Annotated in this window: 13 protein-coding genes; 6 read left to right on the top strand and 7 right to left on the bottom strand. The window is 51.4% G+C overall.

Translation table 11 applies throughout. From position 1 onward, the window contains the following. Nucleotides 1-29 precede the first annotated feature (29 nt). The 6 genes from gyrB to mutM all read right to left on the bottom strand — a co-directional run bounded on the left by gyrB (nt 30) and on the right by mutM (nt 7,884). On the bottom strand, nt 30-2,477 hold the full coding sequence (gene gyrB / locus CPA57_RS01430) for a DNA topoisomerase (ATP-hydrolyzing) subunit B (RefSeq protein WP_182080857.1): 2,448 nt from the start codon (nt 2,475-2,477) through the stop codon (nt 30-32). A 127-nt stretch (nt 2,478-2,604) separates the two neighbouring features. Beyond that, a complete protein-coding gene (gene recF / locus CPA57_RS01435) occupies nt 2,605-3,705 on the bottom strand; it encodes a DNA replication/repair protein RecF (RefSeq protein WP_182080858.1) in 1,101 nt (366 codons plus the stop codon). Nucleotides 3,706-3,714: 9 nt separating this feature from the next. Beyond that, nucleotides 3,715-4,839 carry a DNA polymerase III subunit beta gene (gene dnaN, locus CPA57_RS01440; protein WP_182080860.1) on the bottom strand — a complete coding sequence of 375 codons (1,125 nt, stop codon included), beginning with the start codon at nt 4,837-4,839 and terminating at the stop codon, nt 3,715-3,717. 74 nt (nt 4,840-4,913) lie between these two features. After that, nucleotides 4,914-6,362, bottom strand: a complete 1,449-nt coding sequence (gene dnaA, locus CPA57_RS01445; RefSeq protein ID WP_195805388.1) for a chromosomal replication initiator protein DnaA — start codon at nt 6,360-6,362, stop codon at nt 4,914-4,916. A 286-nt stretch (nt 6,363-6,648) separates the two neighbouring features. Next, on the bottom strand, nt 6,649-6,921 hold the full coding sequence (rpsT, locus tag CPA57_RS01450; RefSeq protein WP_077395865.1) for a 30S ribosomal protein S20: 273 nt from the start codon (nt 6,919-6,921) through the stop codon (nt 6,649-6,651). Nucleotides 6,922-7,029: 108 nt separating this feature from the next. Beyond that, nucleotides 7,030-7,884: a bifunctional DNA-formamidopyrimidine glycosylase/DNA-(apurinic or apyrimidinic site) lyase gene (gene mutM, locus CPA57_RS01455; protein WP_182080870.1), complete on the bottom strand. Its 855-nt coding sequence runs from the start codon at nt 7,882-7,884 to the stop codon at nt 7,030-7,032. Nucleotides 7,885-7,913: 29 nt separating this feature from the next. On the opposite strand from mutM, the gene ubiE reads away from it, so the two are divergent. The 5 genes from ubiE (at nt 7,914) to CPA57_RS01480 (ending at nt 13,239) form a co-directional block, all read left to right on the top strand. After that, a complete protein-coding gene (gene ubiE, locus CPA57_RS01460; protein ID WP_077395531.1) occupies nt 7,914-8,702 on the top strand; it encodes a bifunctional demethylmenaquinone methyltransferase/2-methoxy-6-polyprenyl-1,4-benzoquinol methylase UbiE in 789 nt (262 codons plus the stop codon). Between the two features lie 3 nt (nt 8,703-8,705). Further along, a complete protein-coding gene (gene coaBC, locus CPA57_RS01465; RefSeq protein ID WP_182080872.1) occupies nt 8,706-9,893 on the top strand; it encodes a bifunctional phosphopantothenoylcysteine decarboxylase/phosphopantothenate--cysteine ligase CoaBC in 1,188 nt (395 codons plus the stop codon). Between the two features lie 35 nt (nt 9,894-9,928). After that, nucleotides 9,929-10,381: a dUTP diphosphatase gene (gene dut / locus CPA57_RS01470; protein WP_182080874.1), complete on the top strand. Its 453-nt coding sequence runs from the start codon at nt 9,929-9,931 to the stop codon at nt 10,379-10,381. Nucleotides 10,382-10,635: 254 nt separating this feature from the next. After that, nucleotides 10,636-11,916 carry an ABC transporter permease subunit gene (locus CPA57_RS01475; protein WP_182080876.1) on the top strand — a complete coding sequence of 427 codons (1,281 nt, stop codon included), beginning with the start codon at nt 10,636-10,638 and terminating at the stop codon, nt 11,914-11,916. A 3-nt stretch (nt 11,917-11,919) separates the two neighbouring features. Continuing rightward, nucleotides 11,920-13,239, top strand: a complete 1,320-nt coding sequence (locus CPA57_RS01480; RefSeq protein ID WP_182080878.1) for an ABC transporter ATP-binding protein — start codon at nt 11,920-11,922, stop codon at nt 13,237-13,239. Nucleotides 13,240-13,285: 46 nt separating this feature from the next. Here CPA57_RS01480 and msrA read toward each other — a convergent pair whose 3' ends face one another. Further along, nucleotides 13,286-13,819 carry a peptide-methionine (S)-S-oxide reductase MsrA gene (msrA, locus tag CPA57_RS01485; RefSeq protein ID WP_182080880.1) on the bottom strand — a complete coding sequence of 178 codons (534 nt, stop codon included), beginning with the start codon at nt 13,817-13,819 and terminating at the stop codon, nt 13,286-13,288. Between the two features lie 171 nt (nt 13,820-13,990). Here msrA and ilvD point away from each other — a divergent pair, with 171 nt between their 5' ends. Then, a complete protein-coding gene (gene ilvD / locus CPA57_RS01490) occupies nt 13,991-15,844 on the top strand; it encodes a dihydroxy-acid dehydratase (protein ID WP_182080882.1) in 1,854 nt (617 codons plus the stop codon). Nucleotides 15,845-15,903 lie beyond the last annotated feature (59 nt).

Consider the following 15,903-nt stretch of genomic DNA (forward strand, 5'->3'; position numbering starts at 1 on the left):
TGATGACGAAACAACGGATGGAAGGCGTATCAAACGTCAAGATTGGCCACTTTCAGTGCATTATCTACGATAAATTCACGGCGAGGTTCTACAACGTCCCCCATGAGGGTTGAGAAAACCTGCCCCGCCTCTTCCACATCGCCGACCTGCACTTGAAGGAGAGTGCGACTAGCGGGGTCTAATGTAGTATGCCAGAGCTGTTCATCATTCATTTCTCCTAGCCCTTTGAAGCGGTTGATGGCCAGACCACGACGTCCCTGTGTCAGTATTTGCTCCATCATCATACCGGGGCCAGAAAATTCGAAATCTTTTTGATCAAGCCGTAATGTTACAGGCTTACTGAAGAAATCAGCCAACCACTGAGATTGAGTTTGAAGGCGGCGCGCCTCGCTGGAACGGAGAAGTGTTACCTCAAACGTATAACGCTCCCCAACACCACGGAGGAAACGGCGGCAGGTCACGCCCTGCCCATCAGCTTCCACACTCCAGCCCCGTTCACTTTCGGGGGACGCCGCATTAAGGCGGGTCACGAAACCATCAAGAGCTTTTTCTCTGATTGTGGCATCAGGGTTGATGATGCCACTGACGGCAGCCTGTTCTACGATCCAAAGCGGAACACGGGCTGAGAGTGCCCGCATATCCTGCGCAATCCGACTAAAACGGTCGATTACCTCACGGAGGGCCGTGCCTTCCAAAACAGCCCCATCATGACAGGTCAAAGCTGCATTATTCAGGGCTTTATCCAGCAGGTAATTGTCCAGTGCTAGCTCATCCTTAAGGTAACGTTCCTCCTGCCCACGCTTAGCCCGAAAGAGTGGAGGCTGGGCGATGTAGAGATGACCATTTTCAATCAGCTGAGGCATCTGGCGGAAGAAGAAGGTCAGCAGCAGGGTCCGAATATGAGAACCATCAACGTCAGCATCGGTCATGATGACGATTTTGTGGTAGCGGAGCTTCTCAATATTAAAGCCCCCCTGCTCGGCAGGGCCGTGACCAATACCTGTTCCTAGTGCCGTAATCAATGTGCCGATTTCAGCAGAACCTAGCATACGATCGAAGCGAGCTCGTTCAATATTGAGAATTTTACCACGTAAGGGAAGAATGGCTTGGAAACGGCGGTCCCGCCCCTGCTTGGCTGTACCACCAGCGGAATCACCCTCCACGATGAACAGTTCGGCCCCCGCTGGGTTGCGTTCCTGACAGTCAGCTAATTTCCCAGGCAAGGATGACACGTCCAACACCCCCTTACGGCGTGTCAGTTCCCGTGCACGCCGGGCTGCCTCTCGGGCATTGGCCGCATCTGCAATTTTGGCAATGATGATGCGTGCTTCTTTGGGGTGTGTTTCAAACCAATGGCCAATCATGTCAGCTGCAATGGCATGTACAACAGGCTGTACTTCGGAGGAAACCAGCTTGTCTTTCGTTTGAGAAGAAAATTTGGGGTCTGGCACTTTAACAGATAGGACCGCAGACAGTCCCTCCCGCATATCCTCACCAGTAAGGTTGTTGGTCTCTTTCTTATTTCCCAACATGGAAGCATATTTCCCGACAGCTCGTGTCAAGGCTTGTCGGAACCCTGCTAGATGTGTTCCGCCGTCGCGCTGGGGAATATTATTGGTGAAGCACAGCATTGTCTCGTGGAAGCTGTCATTCCAGCAGAGTGCAAATTCCACCTTAATACCGGAAGCGTCATCCTGGAGCTCACCAGTAATAGGAGGATCAATTAAGGGTGTTTTGGAGCTGTTGAGCCATTGAACAAAAGCCGTCAGCCCGCCTTCATAATGAAAAACCACCTCTCGGGGCTCGCTATGACGCTCATCACGGAGAATGATTTTCATGCCAGAGTTCAAGAAGGCCAGCTCACGGATGCGGCGTTCCAGAATGCTGAACTCGAATTCGGTTTTGGAAAAGGTTTCTGCGCTAGGCTTAAAGGTAACTTCTGTACCGTTTTCCTCGGTTGAGTCGCCAATGACTTCCAATGGAGCCACTCGCTCACCGTGGCGGAAATGGATGGCATGCTCCTTCCCTTGGCGCCAGATACGGACATCCATAGTTTCGGAGAGCGCATTAACAACCGCCGCCCCTACGCCATGCAGACCACCGGAAACTTTATAGGAATTCTGGTTAAATTTACCACCAGCATGCAGTTTGGTAAGAACAACCTCAGCGGCACTGATGCCCTCTTCCTCATGCAGGTCCGTTGGAATACCCCGCCCGTTATCCCGGACAGTCACAGAGCCATCCCCATTCAGGGTGAGAATGCAATAGGAAGCGAAACCGGCCTGAACCTCATCAACGGCATTATCGATGATTTCGAAGACCATATGATGCAGCCCGGAGCCATCATCCGTATCACCGATATACATGCCGGGCCGTTTACGAACAGCATCCAATCCCCGTAGGACAGAGATGGAAGAGGCGCCATATTCCTCATGATCGGAAGACTGGATTTCCGGCTGGTTATGGGATTCTGACATGCCTGCGCATTACTCCGGTTAGCTGAGAGCTCTGATAAGCGAATATACTGTCAGAACCCTTCCCTGACCAGTGCTGTCGCCCGTGTTATCCCGAAAACCGTAAGAAAAGTGCCGTATCCCCGTTTAGTTATGCTGGATGGAGAGTGCCATCATGAACGTGAAAGAAAGAGGCAACTTTTTTGATGGGAGCAAAAGGTTCTGCTTCCGTCCCGGTCAAGATGGTTGTTGTTTTCAGAGCGGAGAGACTTTCCATCAAAATGATACGGCGACGCTCATCAAGGTGGGTTAAAGGTTCATCTAGCAATATAACCGGAGCATGTCCCCAAATTCTACTGATGGCATAAGCGTGCGACAAGATAACGCTAAGGAGCATAATTTTCTTTTGTCCACTACTAGACTGAGATGCTTCACGGCCAGTCATGGAATCTTGCAGAGTCATGTCTGCCTTATGCGCCCCGATAGATGTGCTTTTACGGGCTCGGTCCTGCTCCCGTGATTGTTGCAAGGCATGGCACAGCCTGTCTTCAACCTCCAGTGCTGGACTGGTCTTCAGAGCGGCGGCAATGGGGCAATGTAGGTTCAGAATTGTTTGGGGGAAGACTTCATTACCGAAGGGGGTTTCAGCCAACGTTTCGACAAGGTGCAGACGAGCCGCAGTAGCTGCAACGGCATGACGGCTTATTGATCCCTCCAGTGAGGTCAGCCAAGCGGTTTCGTGGGGCTGTTCCAGAAGGACACGGTTCCGACTCATGACGGAACGTTCATGGGCCATAAGCTGTTGGGTGTGGTCGGGGAGAAGCGCTACGGTTAACCGGTCCAGAAAACGTCTTCGGCTGGAGGCCCCTTCCAAAAAGAGGCGCTCCATTTGCGGTGTTAGCCAGACGCAAGAATATAGGTGGGCAATTTCTGAGAGGGTCTTCGTCCGTTCACCATCAAGGAGAAAGACACGCCTTCCCCGCCCTTCTGCTAGACCGGTAGATAATTGGAACTGTTGTCCATTTCTATCCAGATGAGCGGCGATACCCCACTGGGTTGCCCCGTGACGGGGCAGTACATGAGCGGGTGATCCCAAAAGCCCCCGCCCTGGAGCAAGCAGGGAGAGAGCTTCTAGAAAATTGGTCTTGCCGCTGCCATTTTCTCCTGTCAGGACAGAGAGAGCTTTTGATGGCTCCCAGACGCAATGTCTGTAATTACGAAAATCCGTTAATGTCAGACGTTGCAGGTTCAAGGAGACCGTTCAAACTCTGATGGGCATAAGGACATACAAAGCTGCTGGCTGACTAGTATCGCGGATCAGTGTTGGAGATGAACTGTCTGCGAAGGCAAATTCGGCCTCAACATCAATCTGATCCGTGATATCCGTCAGGTACCGAGCTTGGAAGCCAATTTCCATGTCATCACTACCATAAGTGACGCTACTCTCATCCAGTTCTTCCTGAGCAATACCCTGATCGGGGTTGGTAGCTGAAAGAGTTAGATGATTCTTGGTGATGGTCAGTTTCACAGGGCGATGACGTTCCTGACTGATGGCCGCCACACGTCCTACGGCTGCTGCAAGGTCCTGCTTAGTAACACGCAGGAGGCGTGAATTGGACTGGGGAATGACCCGGGTATATTCCGGGAAGGTGCCATCCACCAGTTTGGACGTCAGAAGAATAGAGCCGATGCGGAACTGTATGCGTGTCTCGGACAGGGCTACTTCTACAGAAGCTTCGTCATTGTCTAGTAATTTCCGAACTTCTGTAACTGTTTTGCGTGGAACGATGATCCCTGGCATTTCTTTGACGCCAAACGGTGCAGGAACATCAACCTTGGCCAGCCGGTGTCCATCGGTGGCAACAGCTCTTAGATAGTTTTTCTTTCCTTCCAGTACAATATGGAGATAAATGCCGTTTAGGTAGTAACGAGTTTCCTCGTTAGACATGGCAAAGCGGGTGCGGTCAATCAGCCCTCTTAGATCACCTCCCTGAATGGTGAAGTGGTGAGGAAGATCACCAGCAACCATGGCCGGGAAATCGTCCACAGGCAGGACATTCAGACTTGTTTCATACCGCCCAGCCCTCAACTGCAGGGGGCTTTCCGAATCTATCTGCGTAAACTCGATCAACGAACCATCGGTGAGCTTACGGACAATCTCAAAAAGGACAGCAGCAGGAACGGTGACAGCACCCGCTTGCGTGGCCTCAGAAGAGATTTCTTCAACAACGGCAATTTCCATATCCGTTGCTGTTAGGCGCAAAAATTCACCGTCATGCTCCATCAGCACATTGGCGAGAATGGGGATGGTGTTCCGTTTTTCAGCTACACCCTGAATGTGAGACAATGCACGCAGGAGCGGCGCGCGATCAACCGTGAACTTCATGACAACCCCAAAGCCTTATCGGGAAGAGTAATATGTCTCTCTAGCAAAATAAGAACATGCTTGAAAAGCCATCTTCAGCTTTCTAGCATATGGCGGAGCAGTTCGACGCTTTCGGCTAGACCGGGGTCCTGCTCCATCAATTCTGAAATGCGGTTTACAGCGTGCATGACGGTTGTATGGTCCCGATTACCAAATTTGCGACCAATTTCTGGCAAGCTACGGCTTGTAAGTTGCTTGGCCAGATACATGGCAATCTGCCGAGGACGGGCAACGGCTCGTGCTCGACGTGCAGAGGACATGTCTGTTAGGCGGATATTGAAATGTTCTGCCACCTTACGTTGAATCTCATCAATCGTAACACGACGCTCATGGGCCTTGAGCATGTCCTTCAGGACATCCTGTGTCGATTCCAGTGTCACAGGGCGACCAACGAGATCGGCATGTGCAATAAGGCGATTTAGGGCCCCTTCCAGCTCCCGGACATTGGTGGTAATTTTATGGGCCAAATACTCCAGAACCTTAGGGGGAACTGGCGTTCCAGAAGCTTTGGCTTTTGCTTCCAGAATGGAAATTCGCAACTCGAATGTTGTGGCATGAATATCCGCCACCATACCGCAGCCCAGTCGTGTGCGGAGCCTGTCTTCCAGACCAGAAAGATCTGAGGGACTCTTATCAGCACTAACGATGATCTGCCGCCCAGCATCTACCAGCGCATTAAATGTATGGAAGAACTCTTCCTGCGTGCTGTTTTTTCCAATCAGGAACTGGAGGTCATCAATCATCAGCACATCGACTGACCGGAGCTGCTCCTTGAATTCCATCTGTGATTTGGATTGCATGGAAGCGATAAAACGGTACATAAATTTCTCGGCGGACATGTAGGCGACCGAAATATTTCCCCGTTCAATCAACTTAAGGCCAATAGCATGCATGAGATGCGTCTTGCCAAGACCTACCCCACCATAAAGGAAAAGGGGATTAAAGCCGGGACTAGCTGGATGGTCTGCTACGCGCCCCGCACAGGCATAGGCAAATTCATTGGGTTTGCCGACAACGAAATTATCGAACGTAAACCGCCGGTCCAGCGGGACAGCCAGGTCGTTCCGAACCTCATTTGTTGAAGTGGGTACCGCTATAGTCGCCTCTTCACGTTCTAAAGCAGCAGCGTCTTCACTGGCCATAGCACTGACAGAAGAACTGTGAGCAGCACTGCCACTACTAGCCTGAGGTAGATCATCCATAGCTGCTGCACGCTGTGCTTTTTTGTCGATACGAAGTTCAACATGCTGGACGACCGGGTTTTCTTCGCGCCACAAAGACTGAAGACGCTGGCCATATTGTGCACGGACCCAATCTCTTAGGAAGCGTTCCGGCAGGTAGAGTGTGATTTCGTCATCATCCAGTGGCCCCAAAGTGATGCGCTGGATCCACATCCGATATTCCACATCACCGACCTCACTTTTCAGACGGTCGCAGATGCGTAACCAGGATATTTTAAGGGCAGAACCATCAGAAGAGGCCATAGCAGCGTCCTGGGACTGAGCTTTTTCCACTTCTGATCTCCGTACTTTGTAGTCTGGCAAACCTCCAGTCAGGGTAGAACCCGCTGGAAGGGGTAATCAAGTGTTTTTGCCGGCGTGGTGGATATCCCGTCACACTACCTTAACCTTCATGGAAGGAAAAGCCTGTTCAGGGTTATATCCCTATCACTCCTTACGGACGGCAAAAAAAGAACGCGCCCACAGCGGGCGCGCCCAGAACCGCTTCATCAGGAATGATGAAGCGGGCCATTCTGCTTTGATCAGTTGATCAGGCAGCGGCAGCAAGGGATTTGATACGGGCAGACAAACGAGAGATCTTGCGGCTGACCGTGTTGCGGGAAATCACCCCCTTACCGGCTGCACGCTGCATCTCAGGCTGAGCGGCGCGTAGTGCTTCAGCTGCTGCGGTCTTATCGCCGGACAGGATAGCCTTCTCAACATTCTTGATGAAGGTACGCATACGGGACAGACGAGAAGCGTTGCGCAGACGGCGGCGCTCGTTCTGACGGATGCGTTTACGGGCAGATGCGTTGTTTGCCATGGGCTTCAGGTTTCCTGCGGATAGTTCGCTAAAAAATAATGTCTGCTCCTCTACCCCCATGCCAGCATTACGTCAAGCATTGTCTTTATGCTCTATAGCGATGACAGATCACTTATGCGGATTTTTCTGACAGTGTGGACAGAAAAACGTGGATCGGCTGCTTTGTGTTATGCGTTGTACGGAGACAGAGCGTCCTTTCGTCAGGCAAATGAGACAGCATTCCCCTTCTCTACCATATACAAGATGTAAGTTTTGAAAAGCGCCGGGCTGGCCATCGGTGTGGACATAATCCCTTAAAGTGGACCCACCCGCTGCAATAGCCTCCTGAAGTATCTCCACAATGAAACCGTGAAGGCGCTTCATATCTTTTTTGTCCAGACTGTTTGCTGCTTTTTGGGGATGAATGCGTGCCTTAAACAAGGCTTCACAGACGTAAATGTTTCCTAGCCCAACAATACGGCGCTGATCTAATAAGGCATTCTTGATCGGCATGCGGGTTGTGGCAAGAGCTTCAGCGAGGGTTTGCGCTGTAAAATGGTCGGAGAGTGGTTCTATACCCAGATGAGCCAGTTGTGGTTGTTGCTCTTCCTGTTTTGTTTGAAAGAGACAGACCATGCCGAACCGTCTGGGATCAACAAGAGCGATACGGTGTTTGTTTTCTGTCCAGAGAACAAGGTGCTCATGTTTGCGAGGGGGAAGATTCTCTCCTGCATGGTTAATGAACAGTCTACCAGACATGCCCAGATGTATAAGGATGGTCCAGTCATGTTGGAAATCGATAAGGATGTATTTAGCACGACGTCGCAGCCTTATGATCGGCTGGTGTAGCGGGATGGTGGACAGCCCCTGCGGAAAAGGCAGGCGTAAGTCCGGCCTATTGACATCTATGGATGATAGCGTTTGCCCTTCCAGGACTGATTTCATGCTCTGGAGGATGGTCTCAACTTCTGGGAGTTCTGGCATAAATATCCGCAATGAGATAACGATGATGTATGACTGAGAACCATTCTTCCCATACCTCTTCTTCTTCGTCAGCTGATTTTGAGGCTGATACGATTGATTTCGGCTATCGTGATGTGCCACGGGGTGAAAAAAAACCGCTGGTCCGGCAGGTGTTTGAAAGTGTTGCCGGTAAATATGACATCATGAACGACGCTATGTCTCTTGGGATTCATAGGGTTTGGAAGCGTATTTTCGTGACCATGCTCTCTCCACAGCCAGGGCATAAATTACTCGACCTGGCCGGTGGAACGGGCGATATCACATTTGGTTGGCTGCGACGTGGTGGTGGTCATGCCGTGCTTTCGGACATTAACGAGGCGATGCTAGAGGTTGGCAGGAAGCGTGCCATCAAGGCAGGTCTAATCGGCAAGATGGATGTTTGCGTTGTCGATGCCGAGACCCTTCCCTTTCCGGATGCCTCTATGGATCGTGTTTCTATGGCGTTCGGATTGCGGAACTGTACGGATAAGGAGGCTGTTCTGCGAGAAGTGCGGCGTGTCTTGAAACCGGGTGGGCGTTTCCTTTGTCTTGAGTTTTCGAAAGTGGATGTTGCTGCTCTATCCGCCATTTATGATCTGTGGTCATTTCAGGTTTTACCTCGCATGGGCCAGATGATTGCCGGTGATGCAGAAAGCTACCAGTATCTTGCCGAGAGTATCCGTATGTTCCCTGATCAGGAGACGCTGGCCGGTATGATGCGAGCCGCTGGGATGGAGCGTGTGTCCTATCAGAATCTCTCCGGGGGAATTGTGGCCATTCATTCCGGTTGGCGGCTTTAATTCATGTCCCGTATCATTCTCATTCTGGGAGGGGGGATTGCTGCCTACAAGGCGTTAGATCTTGTCAGGGAGTTGCAGCGTGAAGGAATGGAGATCATTCCCGTGATGACGGAAGCGGCAAGGCAATTCGTGACGCCGCTTTCGCTGGAAGTATTATGCGGCAATCCTGTTCATGATGAACTATTCCGGCCCGGGCAGGAAAGTGAAATCGGGCATATAGCACTCGCCCGCTCGGCTGATCTGGTGCTGGTCTGCCCGGCCACGGCCAATCTCATGGCCCGTATGGCGCATGGGATAGCTGATGATCTGGCAACAACCCTTCTTCTAGCTACAAAAGCTTCTATTCTTCTAGCTCCTGCCATGAACCCGCATATGTGGGGGCATCCAGCCACTCAGGCAAATCTTTCCTTGCTGCAACAACGTGGTGTCCGTTGTGTTGGGCCATCACATGGCAATGTAGCCTGTGGCGAAACTGGCACGGGGCGACTGGCAGGGCTTGATGAAATTCTAGTAGCGGTCAGATCATCCTTGAGAAAAGCGACTGATCTGGCTGGTCGCCGCATTATAGTGACGGCTGGTCCGACTGTTGAGTCGATTGACCCGGTACGTTTTATTTCCAACCATTCGTCAGGTCTTCAGGGATATGCCATTGCGAGCGCTCTGGCGGCAAGAGGTGCGGATGTTCGGCTTGTAAGTGGTCCCGTCTCCTTGTCCACCCCACCGTCTGTACAGCGGATTAATGTGCGAACAGCAGAGGAAATGAAAGCAGCATGTCTTGAGCAGCTTCCAGCTGATGCAGCGATCTGTGTAGCAGCGGTCAGTGATTGGCGGCCAGAGAGCGTCAGCAATCGGAAGATGAAGAAGACTGCTGATGGTCCTCCGACCCTAATGCTTCGTGAAAATCCGGATATTTTGGCGACATTGTCTCAGATGGCGGAGCGCCCTACCCTTGTTGTTGGTTTTGCAGCAGAGACGGATGATCTCCGGAAGCATGCAGAGCAGAAACGACGTCGCAAGGGCTGTGACTGGCTTCTCGCTAACGATGTAAGTAAGCATCGTTTTGGAGGACATCGAAATCAGGTTCTATTCCTAACGGAAACGGGTACGGAAGATTGGCCTGAAATGAACAAATCCGCTCTGGCAGAACGTCTTTCTGAACAGATAGTAGCCTTTTTCCAGAAACAGGGTTAACAGTCACCCATTCTTATTTGAGGGGTTGCCAAGCCATGTCGAACGTTATGAATGTCCGTATTCTCCGCCTTCCTCATTCCGAAGGTTTGGACCTACCCGCTTATGGTACAGCCGGTGCGGCAGGAGTGGATTTTCAGGCTGCCGTAGAGGCACCTTTGTCCCTTAAGCCGGGGCAACGTGCTTTAGTGCCGACAGGGCTTTGTATTGCCCTTCCTGAGGGCTATGAACTGCAGATACGTCCTCGTTCGGGATTGGCGTTGAAGCATGGCATTATGGTTCCCAATAGCCCCGGTACCATTGATGAAGACTATCGTGGAGAAATTCGCATTATTCTCATCAATGCGGGAACGGAGGAGTTTGTTATTGAGCGTGGCATGAGGGTTGCTCAAGGGGTTCTGGCCCCCGTAGTGAGAATGCAGTGGCAGGAATGCAGCAGCCTTGATACAACTGACCGTGGGCATGGTGGCTTCGGCAGTACCGGTCACTGACTGCTTCCCCATACCCGAAGGGTGACATTTAAAGGGCCGGTCATGAATATTCATTTACCCATGGGCCAGTCATGAGGAGAGATACTTGGCCATTTGCTCATCTTTCCAGCTTGGGGGAAAGATGCAGGTGTTGGCTGCTAGCGTATCGAGGCAGTGGAGTATCTTGCTGTATTATGATTGCTGGGGCCCTGTACGGCCTTCTTCGAGATTGTGACTTTATATCTACTCCAATCTTCCCAGCCCCGTGGGAAGACATGTTCTGGACATTGGGTAAAAGTGTAGTTGCACTGTTACTGGCAATAATGGGGCATGGTGTTCTTCTATCCCTAGCAGCCTCCTCGGCCGTGTTGAGGCGGATCATGGCTGGGGTAACGGCTATCCTGGGGGAAATACCGTCTCTCTGCCTTCTGGGATTGTTCTGCGCCGTCCTGACGCCCTTCTGGAGTGTTCTGGTGGTGGCATTCTTCAGTTTACTGATGAGAAGTGTTCATGCCACCCTGAAGGCGGAAGCCGGTATCCCGTCTAGTTTTTTGAAAACTGCCAGAGCTCTAAGGCTGGGGCGCTGGCAGACATTCTGGCGGCTTCATCTTCCTTTTGCTTTTCCCGAGTTGGTAAGGGCTGTCTTGCGGGAACTCCCTGATTTTTGGCTGTGTATCCTGGGGGGAGAGCTGATGATAGCCCTATTCCTTCCCCCGGTTCCCGGGTTGGGAGGCGCCCTTCTCTCCTCCCTAATGGCAGGTGGTAATGGGGAATTATCTGCCTGTATTGTACTGATCCTCATGCTAGTTCCTATTTTTCTGGTTCAACACGGTCTCATTGGCCCTCTGCGGGGGTATGGGCGCCATTATGCGGTCTGTGATCAGATGCAGAAAAGCAGGTCAGAAGATCGTTCTTTATCTTGGAAAAGACGCTGGTTACTTGGCGCTATCGGTACTATTCTGACCTTATTCTTGGCATGTGGCTTTTGGGGAGCACCAGGCCCCTTAGGGATGCTGGTTGTTGCCATTTGTCTGATTGGTGGGGTTTGGGGCTGGGTCGGCGGGCTATTGCTGGGACTTCCCACAATAGCGCAAAAGCGTATTCGAAAATGCTGTCTAATCGTGGCCCTCCTCCCTGTTTTTATGGCTTGGCTGGGCCTGTCTCTTCCTATTCCCTTGGTGGCCATACCTACTTTGGCTGTCATGGGGCTTGTCGGCTGGGCTTTTCTGCGGGAATCTGATGCAGCTGGACGCCAGTTCATTGTTATGGGGTATCATCTTCGTCTGCCTTTCTGGTCGTTCTGGAAAGAGGTTCGCATCCCTCTGCTCTGTCCAGCACTATTGCAGGCGGTCATCGTGGCCCTCCCGTTTTTTTGGGATAATGTCTATCTAGCCGCTTTACTCGAGAGAAAAACGCTTCATCTCCGTATCCTTCAGGCGCACGCTTATGGAGTACAAGGTGTGCTCCTGTGCCTGATGACGTTAATGGCCGTCTCTGTTCGGTGGGGGCTTTGTATCCCACTGCAGGAACGTATGGCGCACCGTTATAGGATCTAGCTCATGAGTGCTATCTTACGCTTGGCTGACTGTGCACAATTTGCACACAAGGCCCGCAATCAGGATGTTCCAATTGTTGAACAGGTCAATATGGAAGTCCGTGAAGGGGAGATTCTGGGGCTGGTTGGACGTTCAGGATCAGGGAAATCCAGCCTTTTGAAGATCATGGCGGGGCTAGAAACGCCTAAAAAAGGGAAAGTGTTCTGGAGAGAAGGCCGTGCTACAACGCAATCGTTGGAGGCAGTGTCTATCATCCTACAGGATGATGTTCTCTTTCCATGGCTGACAGTTCGAGAGAATGTTCTGTTAGCACTAGAGGCCAAACGTCAGTCACGAGAAGAGCGTGAAAAGATCGCCGATGCCATTATTGAGGTTCTTGATATGGATGGCTATGAAGGTGCCTACCCGAGGGAACTTTCCGATGCCCTGGCGGAACGAGCTTCCCTAATCCGTGCTCTAGCCCGACAGCCTGAAATCCTGTTACTTGATGAACCATTCCTCAATATCGACCATCTGAGTGCAGAAAATCTACGAACTGACTTGATTGAACTATGGCAGGAGCATCGGCTAGGACCGCTCAAGGCTATGGTGCTGGCGACACATGCTATTGAGGAGGCTGTGTTGATGTGCGACAGAATCCTACTTTTTTCATCTGGGCCGGGACGTATTACACACGAAATCGTTGTGCCCTTCCCACACCCTAGAAACCGTCAGGATGATGATTTTCGGCATTTTGTGGATCAGATATATACCTTGATGACACTTCGAGCTCCGAGTGTTTCGGAGGCTGACCTCGCTGTGCCTGAACAAGGTGATGTTCAGGATGAAAGCGATTCTTTCAGCGTACTGCCTGATATTTCGATCGAACTATTAGTTGGTCTGATGGAATCTCTTGAGCATGCCCCCCTCTCCGGTCGAGCTGATTTACCGGAACTGGCCAATCAGCTCCAGATGACGCTAGATGACCTCTTCCCTCTTGGTGAGACCTTGCAGCTGCTTGATTTTGCAGAGCTAGAAGATGGCGACATTATGCTTACCAATACAGGTCGTACATTCGTAGAGGGTGATGCAGATGCTCGCCGGGATATTATGCGGACGGCCCTGCTCCATTCCGTCCCTTTATTGAAGCTGATCCGTGGGACGCTTGATGAGCGGAGTAATCATGCGATGGATGCTGACATTTTCCGGCGCAAACTAGAGGATACCATGTCGACTACTTATGCACGACAAACACTTAATACGGCCATTTCGTGGGCACGCTATGCCAATTTGTTTGGGTATGATGAAGAAACGGATCGTGTTTTGTTGGAATATGATGAATGAAGGAGCCTGCTAGCTCCTTCAAATTGTGAGCACTTGATTGTGGGGTTTATTTTAGGCGGTCACGATAGAGCTTTCGGGCCTTGGCGACTTTAGGGGCTATGACCGCTGCACAATAGGCTGCTTCCGGGTTGCGTGCGAAGTAGTCATGATGGCTTTCTTCCGCTTCCCAAAAATGGGCAGGCCCTTCAATAGATGTAACGAGCGGCGCTTCCCAGATATTTTGTTCTGCAATCTCATCACGAATGGTCCGGGCGACAGCCTGTTGGGCCTCATCACCAAAGATGACGGAACGGTACTGGGTTCCAATATCATTGCCCTGTCGATTCCATTGAGTCGGATCATGGGTTGTAAAGAAGACCCGTAAGATATCTTCCAGACTGATCTCGGTAGAGTTGAATACAACTTGTACCACCTCGGCATGGCCTGTTTCGCCTGTACAGACGGCCTTATAATCGGGATGTTCAGTGTGACCACCAGCATAACCTGGCTTAGCCGACATGATTCCGCGGAGGCCACTGAAGATGGCTTCAACACACCAGAAGCAGCCGCCCCCGAGAATGATAGATGATGTTCGTGTCATAGTTGATCCTGTTCATGCACAGTCATGAAAGCTTTGCATATGGCCTTCAGAGGGGCGCACGGCTAGGGGGTGACGGTCATGCTTTTCATATCTTTCAAATTTTCTATTTTAGATTATCGTTTCTTACTGTAAGACGCCATAAAACGTTTCTTTTTGGAAGAGGTTCTTTAGATGCCTGCCTATCGCTCTCATACAAGCACCCGTGGCCGCAATATGGCAGGGGCCCGTGCGCTCTGGAGGGCGACAGGCATGGGCGATGATGACTTCAATAAACCCATCATTGCTATTGCCAATTCATATACCCAGTTTGTGCCTGGGCACGTTCACCTTAAAGATATGGGATCTCTCGTTGCATCCGCTGTTGAGGAGGCAGGTGGCATTGCCAGAGAGTTCAATACGATTGCCGTAGATGACGGTATCGCCATGGGCCATGGGGGGATGTTGTATTCTCTGCCTTCACGAGAGCTGATCGCTGATTCCGTGGAGTACATGGTTAATGCCCATTGCGCTGATGCTTTGGTTTGCATCAGCAATTGCGACAAGATCACGCCGGGCATGCTCATGGCTTCTTTGCGGCTGAATATTCCCACCGTTTTTGTATCCGGTGGACCGATGGAAGCCGGCAAGGCAGATATGGACGGGATCGAGAGAGCAGTTGATCTTGTGACCTCTATGGTAGCTGCAGCTGATGATCGTGTCAGTGATGACGTATCGGAGCGTGTAGAACGTTCTGCCTGCCCGACCTGTGGCTCCTGCTCAGGCATGTTTACAGCAAACTCCATGAATTGTTTAACAGAGGCCCTTGGGCTCTCTCTACCAGGCAATGGCTCACTTTTGGCAACACATGCTAAGCGAAAAGAGCTTTTCCTAAATGCAGGCCGTTTGAGCGTAAAGCTGGCCAAACGGTGGTATGAGCATGACGATGCGACTGCCTTGCCCCGTGGTATTGCTACTAAGGCCGCTTTTGCGAACGCTATGACGCTAGATATCGCCATGGGGGGCTCTACCAATACTGTGCTGCATCTGCTTGCAGCTGCACGAGAGGCCGAAGTCGATTTCACGATGAGTGATATTGATGCCTTGTCTCGGAAGGTTCCTCATCTCTGCAAGGTTTCACCTTCTGTTGCTAATGTGCACATGGAAGATGTTCATCGGGCTGGTGGTATTCCAGCTATTCTTGGAGAGCTGGATAGGGCTGGCCTGATCGATACGAGTACGCCGACCGTCCACTCTCCCACTCTGGCAGAATCTCTGAAGCACTGGGATATCATCCAGAAATGTGGTGAAGCGGAAGAATTGTTCCGGGCGGCGCCCGGCGGGATTCGGACTGTTAAGGCCTTTTCCCAAAACAGCCTCTATAAGGAGCTGGATAAAGATCGGGATGCAGGTGTTTTGCGAGACCGGGAGCATGCCTTTTCGCAGGATGGAGGGCTTGCTGTTCTCTATGGTAATCTGGCGCTGGATGGCGCCATCGTCAAAACGGCTGGTGTGGCAGAACATATTTTAAAGTTCAAAGGCCGTGCCCGGGTTTTCGATAGTCAAGATGCCGCCGTGAATGCCATTTTGGGTAAAGAAATTGTCCCGGGTGATGTTGTAGTCATTCGGTATGAAGGCCCCAAGGGCGGTCCAGGGATGCAGGAAATGCTCTACCCGACCAGCTATCTCAAATCCATGGGGCTGGGAGAGTCTTGTGCCTTGATCACGGATGGACGGTTCTCAGGGGGAAGTTCGGGCCTTTCGGTGGGGCATATTTCACCGGAAGCTGCCGAAGGTGGTTTGATCGGGTTGGTAGAAGAAGGTGATATCATTGTCATTGATATTCCTGAACGGCTTCTACATCTGGATGTAACAGAAGCAGAGTTGAAGGCTCGCCGTGCTGCTATGCATGCAAAAGGTCCGGCAGGCTGGCAACCACAGCGTGAGCGTATTGTTTCAACAGCTCTAAAGGCGTATGCGGCCATGACGACTAGTGCAGCACATGGAGCTGTACGTGACCTTTCGCAGATTGTTGTGAAGAAGCGCTAAGGGATCTCGAGCTCCCAATAAAAAAGCCTGCCTTTTTAAGGCAGGCTTTTTTGTGCGCA

This window comes from Bombella favorum, assembly GCF_014048475.1.
Lineage (GTDB): Bacteria > Pseudomonadota > Alphaproteobacteria > Acetobacterales > Acetobacteraceae > Bombella > Bombella favorum.